Annotated in this window: 9 protein-coding genes; 5 read left to right on the forward strand and 4 right to left on the reverse strand. The window is 57.8% G+C overall.

Translation table 11 applies throughout. From position 1 onward, the window contains the following. Nucleotides 1–119: 119 nt before the first annotated feature. The gene (locus GDR53_RS05775) at nucleotides 120–977 is read right to left on the reverse strand and encodes a helix-turn-helix transcriptional regulator (RefSeq protein ID WP_232846742.1); all 858 of its coding nucleotides are present in this window, start codon (nucleotides 975–977) and stop codon (nucleotides 120–122) included. Nucleotides 978–1,041: 64 nt separating this feature from the next. Continuing rightward, complete coding sequence (locus GDR53_RS05780) at nucleotides 1,042–1,647, reverse strand: TetR/AcrR family transcriptional regulator (RefSeq protein WP_193337126.1); 606 nt, start codon at nucleotides 1,645–1,647, stop codon at nucleotides 1,042–1,044. Nucleotides 1,648–1,798: 151 nt separating this feature from the next. Between GDR53_RS05780 and GDR53_RS05785 the strand changes: the two genes are divergently transcribed. Beyond that, on the forward strand, nucleotides 1,799–2,197 hold the full coding sequence (locus GDR53_RS05785) for a RidA family protein (protein ID WP_193337127.1): 399 nt from the start codon (nucleotides 1,799–1,801) through the stop codon (nucleotides 2,195–2,197). A 231-nt stretch (nucleotides 2,198–2,428) separates the two neighbouring features. Here GDR53_RS05785 and GDR53_RS05790 read toward each other — a convergent pair whose 3' ends face one another. Then, the gene (locus GDR53_RS05790; protein WP_193337128.1) at nucleotides 2,429–3,295 is read right to left on the reverse strand and encodes a site-specific integrase; all 867 of its coding nucleotides are present in this window, start codon (nucleotides 3,293–3,295) and stop codon (nucleotides 2,429–2,431) included. A 785-nt stretch (nucleotides 3,296–4,080) separates the two neighbouring features. Then, nucleotides 4,081–5,019 carry an acyltransferase family protein gene (locus GDR53_RS05795; protein ID WP_193337129.1) on the reverse strand — a complete coding sequence of 313 codons (939 nt, stop codon included), beginning with the start codon at nucleotides 5,017–5,019 and terminating at the stop codon, nucleotides 4,081–4,083. Between the two features lie 499 nt (nucleotides 5,020–5,518). Here GDR53_RS05795 and wecB point away from each other — a divergent pair, with 499 nt between their 5' ends. From wecB to GDR53_RS05815, 4 genes are read left to right on the forward strand one after another with little or no spacing between them, the layout of a single operon-like run. Continuing rightward, nucleotides 5,519–6,646, forward strand: coding sequence for a non-hydrolyzing UDP-N-acetylglucosamine 2-epimerase (gene wecB / locus GDR53_RS05800; protein WP_193337130.1), 1,128 nt, complete (start codon nucleotides 5,519–5,521; stop codon nucleotides 6,644–6,646). Next, a complete protein-coding gene (gene wecC, locus GDR53_RS05805) occupies nucleotides 6,636–7,883 on the forward strand; it encodes a UDP-N-acetyl-D-mannosamine dehydrogenase (RefSeq protein WP_193337131.1) in 1,248 nt (415 codons plus the stop codon). Before wecB ends, wecC begins: the two co-directional genes overlap by 11 nt. After that, nucleotides 7,880–10,012 (forward strand): bi-domain-containing oxidoreductase, encoded by a 2,133-nt coding sequence (locus tag GDR53_RS05810; protein ID WP_193337132.1) that lies wholly within the window; start codon nucleotides 7,880–7,882, stop codon nucleotides 10,010–10,012. The genes wecC and GDR53_RS05810 overlap by 4 nt, the downstream gene beginning before the upstream one ends. Nucleotides 10,013–10,059: 47 nt before the next feature. Then, nucleotides 10,060–11,373 (forward strand): hypothetical protein, encoded by a 1,314-nt coding sequence (locus tag GDR53_RS05815; RefSeq protein WP_193337133.1) that lies wholly within the window; start codon nucleotides 10,060–10,062, stop codon nucleotides 11,371–11,373. The last annotated feature ends 117 nt before the right edge of the window (nucleotides 11,374–11,490 follow it).

Here is an 11,490-nt window from a genome sequence, read left to right on the forward strand (position 1 = left end):
GCACCCGCGCCCGATATGGACACGGCAAGGAATGGTCAAAGAATAGGTGAGTGTTTAACTCAGCTATCGACTGCTGGTTTGTCGGTCCTTTGGGCGGATTGAACGTTTTTGCGGTCTGTTCACAGGTCCGGCGACTGCTGGCGCAGCCAGGCGGCCGGGGTGGCGCCGACAAACTGCTTGAACACCCGCGTCATGTGCGCCTGATCGGCAAAACCGGTGGCATGGGCGACCTGCACCAGGCTGGCACCGGGCTGCAGCAGACGCGCCTTCACCCGCTCGATGCGGGCCTTCATCTGCCATTGATGGGGGGCAAGACCGGTGGAGGCCTTGAAGGCGGAACTGAAATAGGATTGCGACAGGCCCACGAGGTCGGCCAGTTCGGCCAGCTTGATGGCGCGCAGGCAATTGTCCTCGATATAGTCGACCGCCTGGCGCAGGCGCCGCGCCGCCAGTTGCCCCGACCGGCGCTCGGTGTCGCGGCGCACCTGGAACAGTTCGATGAACAAAGCCAGCGCCAGGCTGTCGCCATAGAGATCATGCAGGCCGGGATTGACGCATTCGGCGGCGAGCAGCCGCGCCAAAGCCAGGATGCGCTCGTCCTCGAACATCAGCCGCGGCACGCCGAGGCGCCCGGCATCAAGGTCACCAGCAAAGCGTGCCACCAGGTTGGGGATGTCGAAATGCAGGTCGAGATGGCGCAGCCTGGTGTCGGCGGCGACATGGGAGCGGGTGCGCAGGCCGGCGGGAATGAAACTGAGCCGGGCCGGTGCGGCAGGCGCGGTGGCCGGAACGCTGTCGATGGTGATGGAGCCGGCATGGGCTTCGTCGAGCACGACAAAAAGACGCGGATGGAGCGAGAGATATTCGCCGGCCGCGCCAGGCCTGGCCTCGACATGCCAGATGTCGGCCAGCACGCCCTGCCAGGAGCGGTATTTGGGATCACCGATCACGGCGAAGCCCTCGGTAATTGCATCCATGTTCGGATGAAACATCCCGACACCCCGGCAGCTTAAGCTTTAAAGCTGAGTATTATAGTCCTATTTAAGAGTCAAACGGCGGACGATCAATCAGCCCGCCGGCGAGGTGTCTGAACACCTCGATGGCCCTGGGCAAGGCGGTCTCGGGTGCATCGCTGGCGGCAACCCAGAGCGCCGCACTCATGGCCGTGCTGTTCAACAAGCCGGCCGCCGCCTCGACATCGACAGGCTTGATGACGCCATCGGCGATGAGCTGGGCGACGGTCTGGCGGGTCACGGCCAGGCAGGCGTTCTGGCTGGGCCATCTGGAGGGATCGCCCAGCACGGCGGGACCGTCTTGCAGCACGATCTGGCGCACTTCGGCGTCGAGCGCCATGCCGATATAGGCCTCTCCCTCGGCCAGCAGTCCGTCCCAGCGTGAACCGGCCGCGCTGCCGACAGTCTGGGCACGGCTGGCCATTTCCGCATCAACCTGCGCCACAACGGCGGCGAACAGGCCGCGCTTGTCGCCGAAATTATGATAGAGCGCGCCGCGCGTCAGCCCGACGCTGGCGGTGATGTCATCCATCGAGGCCGCGGCAAAGCCGGACCGGGCGAAGGCTGCGCGGCCCGCGGCGATCAGCTTGGTCCGATTTTCTTCCATGGTGTCGACGCGACGCCTGCGCACCATTCCGCACTCCATTCATATACGATGCGTATGTGAGTTGACAGAGGCCACCCGCATCCCTAGGTATTCACATACGTTGCGTATCTAGAATGCGCAATGCCCTCGCGTGGCTCAGGCGCCCGCCGTTCCAGAACACCTCTTACAGGATATGATCATGTCTCAGCTCCAAGCCGTCTTTCCCGCCGGTCGCCATGACCTCTATGAAAAGCACGGCTATTCCGCCGCCGTCCGATCGGGTGACCTGCTGTTTGTTGCCGGTCAGGTCGGCAGCAGGCCGGATGGTTCGCCGGAGACCGACTTTGCCGCACAGGTTGCGCTGGCATTCAGCAACCTGGAATCCGTGCTGACCGCCGCCGGCGCCACGTTTTCCGACATTATCGATGTGACCACGTTTCATACCGATCCCGAAAAGCAGTTCGAGACCGTGCTGGCGGTCAAGAGCACGATCTTTCCCAAGGCGCCCTATCCTGCATGGTCCGCCATTGGCGTGAACTGGCTGGCGGGCTTCGATTTCGAGATCAAGGTCGTCGCCCGCATTCCTGCCGCAGGGTAGCGGCGCCGGCCCAACGACAGTAACGGATCCAAGGCTTGTGGCGCGGAAAAAGGCCGATCCGCGCCCACAGCTTGCGCCGGCTGGTCGAGCCGCACGAGCGCGTCGGATGTCATTGAAAGTGTGTGGCGCGCCGGTCAGAATGAAACTGCGAACACTTACGTGATTGAAATTGCTAGATAAATTTCCGTCATTAAATGGTCTTGGTGCATGCGCTCCAGGGTCACCATACATCTACAGGAACGCATCACCGGGATGATCTTGGAAGAGATTTGCCCGTCGAACATACGCTCGAACGTGCCTAGGCTCGACATGTCTTGAATGATCCATGATACGATCCAAGCTGACCCCAGCTTCTGCGGCACTGGTGATGAAACCTGCCCTCAACGAGTGCGCACCATATCGCGCTGGGTCGAAACCGGCCTTTTTCATGTAGGCTTTTAGTATGCGAGAAACCAACAGTGGCTCAACTGTCCGGGGCAGCACCCTACTGCGGTAGACGGGTCGAAACACTGCCCCCCTGGTTATATTCGCCGCATCTAACCAATCCTTCAATAGGGACACGGCCTGCAGCGACGGTCCGTTGGGCACAGCAATATGCGTACCTAAACCACGGATGTCAGTCTTCGACTTTCTTATGATGATCGTTGCACCCTGTTCCGAAAAATCTATGTCCTCAAAGCGTAGGGCGGCCACTTCGGATCGTCGCAACGCACCTGCAAAACACAAGGCTAGCATTGCGCGGTCGCGACGCCCCTTGAGCGTTCCCGGAATGTGCTGAAGTATGTCTTTAAATTTAGCGGCCACCACCGGTAACTTCTGATCAACGAGGCCTCCGCGCAAACGCATGGATCCTCGCAGAACTGCCCTAACAAGGTAGTTGTCGGTGGGGCTGCAATGCCCGTTGCTCTTGTGCAAATGCGCAATAGCGCAGGCGTGGATCTTCACTGAAGAACCTCGTTTGCCGGCGGCGATGAGCGATGCGATATACTCAGCAACCACTTCAGCCGTCGCGGGCAAAGCGTCGCATCTTTGGTCAGCGCACCAAGAGCGAAAAAGCCGAATTGCACTACCATAGGTGCGGTGTGTATTGTCGGCCAAACTGGCCTCCACGAGCGACTGCACCCTCGCTGAGAGCTTCTCGGTCTCAACCAATTTCCTGCTTCCGCCAACCACGCACCAAGTCCCACTACGACCAGAGACAGACGGCAGCGTATGGCAATAATTGTGATTACAGAAGTGGATAAAGCGTGCCCTGGCTAGTCAATGACCCCTGCCTTCGGAGCGAAAACGGACCCTATTTAGCCAGTTGGTTAAGTTATCTAACATACTGATATGTATAGCATGTTCTGACATTACGCTAGACGATTTTCTATGACTTGGTACGGCATTTTGTCCCAAAATTGTCCCAAATAGACCCGGCCAGACAAGTCGTCAGGTTGGTCGGGCCCTGCAGCGGTGAAGGTTGCGACGACGATGTCAATTCCAGAACTAACCGGGGCAGGCGACGCCCACACAAAGGCACTGCGGACAGCGGCCTTTGGAGCATCATATAAGCTGAAATAGTGATTTGACCGGCCGCAGGTTGGAACGAATCCAATCACAGTGACATGCCGTAGAATCCGGACTTGGCGCACTGGCAGTATATTGGCTAGCGCGCCATCGGAGGTCCGCCATACAGCATCACCATTGTGCATGCGTACAGATGGTTGCCAATTTTTTGTCGACAGTGACCGACGCAGCTAAGCGGACGCCCTCTTAAGCGGTCGATTGAGTCGATCGCGGTTTGTGTTTCAGCCCACTGGCGGGTTCTTCGATGAAGCGGCGCGACAAATCTGCGATGACAGCGGCTATGGCAACCGCAGTTACGAAGTACCACCAGCTTCCTAGCAAGCCTGCAACCAAAACGTGCAAAAAACCGGCATATGCCAAAGGTATAGTCCGTAGCTAATATCTCGGTTACGCAGGAATTTGTAGGAAAGCGTTGGCAGCGTGTGCGCGCAAGATAAGGCTGCACCCGCAAGGGTGCAGGTGTGGAGGATATTGAACCACCGCGGCGAGACATAGACGGGCGACGATCCGCTGGCGATGATTGCAAAGGTCAATGCCAGATGCGCAATGAGCCACCAAGCAGCGCGCCCCTCGAACAAAGGAGCCAAGCGCTCCCAGTACCTTTGAGCGGCGGCACCGAGCAAGAATATCCAGAGATACAAGCCGACGAAGACGATCCAATCACCCTCCCGCTTGATGGCAAAGAAACAAAGAAGCGAGGCCGCGGCCCAGAAGGCGATGGACAACCCGACTAATCCACGCGCAGCCAAACGCTTGCCCAAAATGACGGGAGCCAAAACGTAGAAGCTCAGTTCTATCGGCAGAGTCCATAGAACCCCCGACGGGTAGAAACCAAACACGCCATCGCCTTTGAAAATGCCTCCTATGATGTTTGACGCCAGGTAGTCCGAACCTAGAGCAAATGCCACGACGTGCCACAGCCAGAACCGAAATGTACTGGGCTCCAGCGCGAGGTTGCCTGCCACGGCCAGCATAATCGTGATGCCTGCCAAATTGACCCAAAGGGCGGGATAGACTCGCAGCACACGGCTGGCGGCGTACGATGGGATGTCTTTTTGCCGGCCATAGCTGCCAGAAATTAGGAACCCTGAAACGACAAAGAAGATCGGGACGCCGGGAAAAGCGTTCAGCAATTGGTCTAACAGGGCGGGTATGGGCAGCTTCAGGTGAGCGACGCCGTGTGTCAGCATGACCTCAGCCGCGGCGAATAATCGTACTAAGTCGAAATTGTTGCGATGAACCATCGTGCCCATGTGCCGTGTCGGCGCGCTTCTACAGTCAGCGCAGTCTAGGCGCAACGCTGCACAATCTATTTATTTCTGCGCGCACTCCTGCTCTGTGAAAGGTCACGTAACACAATTCCTCAGCAGTGCCCTGGCAGGGTGTCGGCCTGGTACAGGCACGACTCGCGTCGTTCTTTTGAGGTCCGCAGTGAACCTGAAACTACCCCCCAACCTTCTACCAAAAATGATATGAGCACGATGCCATCTGCGGGGGCAGGGTAAACAGTGCCGCCCAAGCGCTGGGCATCGCGATCTTGACGGGCCGCCAAGTGGCAAAAGAGGACCGTGGCGGCCGCCAGGAACCACAATTGCCTCCTTCTTCGAGTTACCTTCGCTGAAAGCAATCCAGCAATTGTTGGTTCAATGCTGCTTGGCTCCTGTGCGACTGACCAACATCACCTAGACTTGGCAGACCGAAGCCCTTAATTACCTCGGCTGGCGGTTCGTGGTGGCGCCTAGGGGAGTGCCTATGGAATTCCGTCGTATCCTGATCGTATTCGGCACCCGACCTGAGGCCATCAAGATGGCTCCGGTGATCAAGCAACTCAGCAAGAACAATGATTTTGACCTGACGGTGTGCGTTTCAGCTCAGCACCGTGAAATGCTGGATCAGGTTCTCGACCTGTTTGATATCGACCCCGACTATGACTTGAATGTTATGACTCCGGGACAAGCTCTGGATTCGCTCACGTCCGATATTTTGGTGAAATTTTCCGCCCTGCTGGACCAAGTCAGACCGGATCTGGTACTGGTGCATGGTGATACCACCACTGCCTTTGCATCGGCTCTGGCCTCCTTCTACAAGAAGATTGCCGTCGGCCATGTCGAGGCCGGCTTGCGCTCGGGCAACATAAATGCACCTTGGCCCGAGGAAATGAACCGTCGATTTGTCGGACAGGTGGCGCAGTTGCATTTCGCGCCCACCCGGACTGCGCGCGATAACCTTCTGGCCGAGGGCGTGCCGGCGAACCGTATCTGGGTTACCGGCAATACGGTGATCGACGCGCTCAAGGATGTGCTCGAGAAGCCCCGCGCTGCTGCGCTCCTCTCCGCGCTGCCTGCCTATGACGCGACACGACGGCTGATTCTCGTCACCGGACACCGGCGCGAGAGCTTCGGCAGCGGTATTGAGGCGGTTTGCGCCGCGCTGCGCCGCCTGGCAGAAGCGCATCACGTGAGCATCGTTTTTCCCGTCCATCCCAACCCGAGCGTCATGGAGCCCGTACACCGCCTGCTCGACGAGGTTAGCAATGTTCACCTCGTTGCACCGATGGGCTACCATGCTTTTGTTTCGGCGATGGACGAATCCTATATGGTGATCACCGATTCGGGCGGCGTGCAGGAGGAGGCACCCTCCCTAGGCAAGCCAGTATTGGTCATGCGAGAGACAACCGAGCGGCCCGAGGCCGTTGCCGCTGGCACGGTAAAGCTCGTCGGCGTGGACGAGGACAGGATTTTCCACGAGGCTAGTCGACTTCTGACCGACCAGGCCTACTATTTGGCCATGAGCACGGCGCACAATCCCTATGGCGACGGGCGGGCAGCCGAGCGCATCGCCGGCGTCATCCGAGGCAATGTAAGTACTGATGAATTCTGAGAAGCTGAAAATCACAGTGGTGGGCCTAGGTTATATCGGCCTTCCAACGGCCGCAATGCTCGCCAGTGTCGGCCATGACGTGGTAGGCGTGGACGTTAATCCCAGCGTGGTGGACACGGTCAATCGCGGCGAGATTCACATTGTGGAGCGCGACCTCGACCAACTGGTTCAAGCGGTAGTGAGCCAAGGCAAACTGCGCGCCTCGCTCACCCCTGAGCAGTCGGACGCCTATATCATCGCCGTACCGACGCCGTTCAAGAATGACCACGAGCCCGACACCAGCTATGTCGAAAGCGCAGCCCGTGCCATTGCCCCCATGCTTCAGCCGGGCGCACTAGTCATTCTCGAGTCGACCTCACCAGTTGGCACGACTGAGCAGGTGGCGGCCTTGTTGGTGACGCTGAGGCCGGATCTCTCTTTTCCAAAGCAGGGCACGACCGGCGCCGACATCCAGGTGGCCTATTGCCCCGAGCGCGTTCTTCCGGGCCGGATCATGACTGAGCTGGTCGACAACGACCGCGTCATTGGGGGCATAACGCCGGTCTGCGCCGAACGAGCCAGGAGCCTCTACCAAACATTCGTACGCGGCGAATGCGTGCTCACCGATGCCCGCAGCGCCGAAATGACCAAACTAACAGAGAATGCCTTTCGCGACCTCAACATTGGTTTTGCCAATGAACTGTCGCTGATCTGCGATCGACTGGGCATCAACGTGTGGGAGTTGATCGCGCTGGCCAACAGGCATCCGCGCGTCAACATCCTCAACCCCGGACCCGGAGTGGGCGGACACTGTATTGCCGTCGATCCCTGGTTCATCGTCCATGCTGCGCCTGAGGAGGCGCGACTGATCCGTACGGCCCGCCAGGTCAATGACGGCAAGCCCCATTGGATAGTCGACAAGGTGCTTGACGCCTTGTCGAAGGCAGAGGGCCAGACGGTTGCCTGCCTTGGCCTTGCCTTCAAGGCTGATGTCGATGACCTGCGCGAAAGCCCCGCGCTGGCCATCGTCGAAATCCTCGCTCAACGGGCACCCTCAGCAAAGTTGCTGGTGGCCGAGCCCTTCATCGACCATTTGCCCCGCACTCTTGTAGGCAAGGCCGAACTGGCACCCGCGGAAGAAGCAATTGAACGGGCGGATATCGTCGTCATGCTGGTCGACCACAAGACTTTCAAGTCGCTCGACAGATCCCGACTCGCCGACAAGACCATAATCGACACGCGAGGCGTTTGGCGGTGAAACAGGTCATCGTCAGCGAGGGCAAGGTCAGTTTGGCGGATGTTCCGGCACCCGCACCGCAGCCTGGCGCAGTCCTAGTGCGCATGCATCATTCCTGCGTTTCCGTAGGCACGGAGATGTCGGGCGTTCAGGCGACCGGGCGTTCGGTCCTGCAGCGTGTCCTCGACCAACCGAAGAACGTGCAGAAGGTCATCGACCTGGTGCGCTCGGATGGGCTGAGTTCGGCGGTGAACCTAGTGCGCGAACGGCTTTCGGTGGAATTGCCCACCGGATATTCGGGCGCAGGCACAGTCATCGAACTTGGTGCGGGCGTCACCGAGTTCCGGATCGGCGACCGCATTGCGTGCGCTGGCGCACAGAGTGCCTTTCACGCCCAGTTCGTCAGCATCCCCGTGAACCTGACGGCGCGCATTCCCGACAATGTGGACTTCGCTGCGGCCTCAACGGTTGCCCTTGGCGCTATAGCGCTGCAGGGCATCAGGCGCGCGGCGCCTACACTGGGCGAAATCTTTGTCGTAGTCGGCCTGGGCTTTATTGGTCAGCTGACCGTCCAGATGCTGCGCGCCAACGGCTGCCGCGTCATTGGCGTTGATGTCGACCGCGACAGGATCGCAGCAGCCAAGGAAGCGGGCCTTGACTGGAGCGTCCATCCCGAGGATGGCGACACGGTGGACCAAGTCATCCGGCTTACCGCCGCGGGCGCAGACGGCGTCATCGTGACTGCCGCCAGTCCCTCGGACGAGATCGTCTCGACCGCTTTCCGCATGTGCCGCCGCAAGGCGCGGGTCGTGTTGGTAGGCGATGTCGGCCTCGATCTCAATCGTGCCGACTTCTATGCCAAGGAACTCGATTTCCTGATTTCCACCTCCTATGGTCCCGGTCGCTACGACGATCGCTACGAAGACAAGGGGCTCGACTATCCCATCGGCTACGTGCGCTGGACCGAGGGCCGCAACATGGCCGAATACCTTCGCCTGATCTCGGATGGCCTGGTCGACCTGGGCAAGCTGCCATCCGTCATCCATCCGTTGGAAAAAGTATCGGACGCGTATGGCGCCACGCAGGCCGGAGGCGCGACAAAGCCTTTACTGGTGCTGCTGTCCTATAGTCAGGACGCCAAGGTTACGCCCGATCGCAGGCTAGCCACGCCCGCCATCGCGACAAAGCGGGCGGTAGATCGGGTTCGCCTCGCCGTGATTGGCGCCGGCGGCTTCGCCAAGGGCATGCACCTCCCCAATATCGCCGAGATGGCCGACCTGTTTCATCTGCGCGCGGTGGCGAGCCGTACAGGCCACAATGCCGCCCTGACGGCCAAGCGCTTCGGCGCCGACTACAGCACAACTGACTACCACCAAGTCTTGGACGATCCCGAGGTCGATGCAGTGATCATCGCCACTCGGCACGATACGCACAGCGCAGTGGCCATAGAGGCTCTGCAAGCAGGCAAGCATGTCCTTCTGGAAAAACCCCTTGCACTGACGGAGGCCGAGACAGCGGGCATTGAAGATTTCTACGAGACCAACCAGCGAGCACCACTTTTGCTCACCGGATTCAACCGCAGGTTTTCGCCAATCATGGAAAGTGTGTCCAAGACGCTTGCCTCGCGATCAAACCCCATGATTATCAACTACCGGATGAATGCCGGCTATATTCCGCTGGACCACTGGGTGCACGGACCAGAAGGCGGTGGACGCAATCGTGGCGAGGCTTGCCACATCTACGACCTCTTCACCTTTTTGACTCAGGCGGAAGTAACCTCTGTCGAGGCCATTTCCATCTCTCCAACCACGGCTCACTATTCGCCGTCGGACAATTTCGTGGCCACAATGCAGTTCAAGGATGGCTCGGTGGCGACGTTGACTTATACCGCACTCGGCTCGTCTGCCTATTCCAAGGAAACCATGGAGATCTTTGCCGAAGGGAGCGTGTACAACATGGACGATTATCGCACACTGAACATCGTCGGCCAACGCAATGAAACCCTCGACTTGCGCAAGGCCGACAAGGGGCAGAAAAATCAACTTCGCCGCTTCGCCGACGCCATCCGATTGGGACGGGAATGGCCCTCCCCGCTCTGGCAACAGGCGCAGGCGACGAGGATCGCGATTGCGGTCGACGCACGAATTTAAAACCAACCTGAATTGGCGTCGGCTTAGATGCTCGCAGAGCTAACATTGTGACAGAGCTAGTTCTATACGTTTTGGTTCTGACAGCCTATGCTCCGGGCGTTGCATTATTGGCTACGTCCAAACGTGTGTGGCGATTCCCAGTAGTGTGCTTTGCCTTTATCGGCATGATTGCCTTCAATGCTGTGGGAAGCATAGGCGTCTTCTCCGCTGAAAAGATTTATTGGCTAGCATTCGACACTCAGCCAGTATCTTCTGAATTAGCAATCCTGCTCGTTTCCCAAGCAATTATATTTTATGCGATTTGCGGGACATACGTTCTATTGCGAGAGCCACGCCCCACTAATTATAGATTTGAATACAATGATGGTTTTTTGATCGCGTTATCAATGACCGCAATATTCGCTATTGCGGCGCTTTACTATCATCAAACGGGAATTTTTCTCATCCAATCCGCGCTAGACGGAAGCATGGATGTCGATAATTCATATTCTTTCAGGGACAAGTACGTCTACGGCATATCGAACTGGCCTATCTACAGCCTTGCATTTGTTTTTATACCCATTTTGCTTTCCAATCACGGGCTAATAGTATTTCTATCCAGCTCTGGAAAATTGAAGATAGTCCCGCTCGCCTGTCTTCTTGTTAGTTTCGGCGCAAGTTTATCACTAGGCTCTAAAGGCGGCCTTTTGGGGTTTCTTCTGTCGCTCTCTGTTGCCTACGTCACCTTTTTAGGCATGACTGGCCGGACGGCATACGGAATATTACGTAGCAAGGTCTTTTGGATATTTTCTGTGATCGCCGTGGCAACGATGGTGTTCGGCTATATTCACGCTACGACGGAATTAGTCGGGTATACGGCTCTAGCCCAGAGATTTATCTATCGAGTATTTGTAGCCTACCCGGAGACTATTGCTGCGGCTATCAGCATGTATCATGATCGCGGGCCTCTGGGCATTGCGGTGCTTCCGACAATGCGAGGGCTACTCCAACACGAACAGGTCAATCTGTCCGCTCTATTGCACGAGTACGAGGCTAACACGCCTGGCGGCGTGAGCGTGCCCTTTGTGGGGGAAGCGTACTTGATAGGGGGACGGTTGGGGGTGTGCCTGGCATTGCCTATGGTCTTCTTTACCCTTATTGCGATCCAAGAATTCGCTAGCAGATTGAATATGGGTCTCTTCGCCATCGGGTTCGCGGCGATTTATTCGTATCTTGCCATACAGCTCTCGCTTAACGGGATGTTCGCTAGCCTCTATAATTTCATGTATCCAGGAACAATCTGCGTCATTGGCGGCTTGGCGCTGGGAGCGGGCTGGATTGTACGAAAAGCTGGAGAACCCGGAAAAGTAGCGAAGCTGTAATGATTAGCTTGGGAACGGCTTTTCCAATGTCCACCTTCTCGCATTGGCTTCCGTGATAGGCATCGCTCCGTTGTCGCGATTGCGTTGTTTACAAATGGTATTTTAGCCAGGCAACGC

Origin of the sequence: Devosia beringensis (genome assembly GCF_014926585.1) — a bacterium.
In the GTDB taxonomy this organism is placed as follows: Bacteria; Pseudomonadota; Alphaproteobacteria; order Rhizobiales; family Devosiaceae; genus Devosia; species Devosia beringensis.

Bases quoted from the DNA above. Each gene is read 5' to 3' on its own strand.
- GDR53_RS05775 (WP_232846742.1), bottom strand. From the start codon at position 977: ATGGATGCAATTACCGAGGGCTTCGCCGTGATCGGTGATCCCAAATAC.
- GDR53_RS05780 (WP_193337126.1), bottom strand. From the start codon at position 1,647: ATGGTGCGCAGGCGTCGCGTCGACACCATGGAAGAAAATCGGACCAAG.
- GDR53_RS05785 (WP_193337127.1), top strand. From the start codon at position 1,799: ATGTCTCAGCTCCAAGCCGTCTTTCCCGCCGGTCGCCATGACCTCTAT.
- GDR53_RS05795 (WP_193337129.1), bottom strand. From the start codon at position 5,019: ATGGGCACGATGGTTCATCGCAACAATTTCGACTTAGTACGATTATTC.
- wecB (WP_193337130.1), top strand. From the start codon at position 5,519: ATGGAATTCCGTCGTATCCTGATCGTATTCGGCACCCGACCTGAGGCC.
- wecC (WP_193337131.1), top strand. From the start codon at position 6,636: ATGAATTCTGAGAAGCTGAAAATCACAGTGGTGGGCCTAGGTTATATC.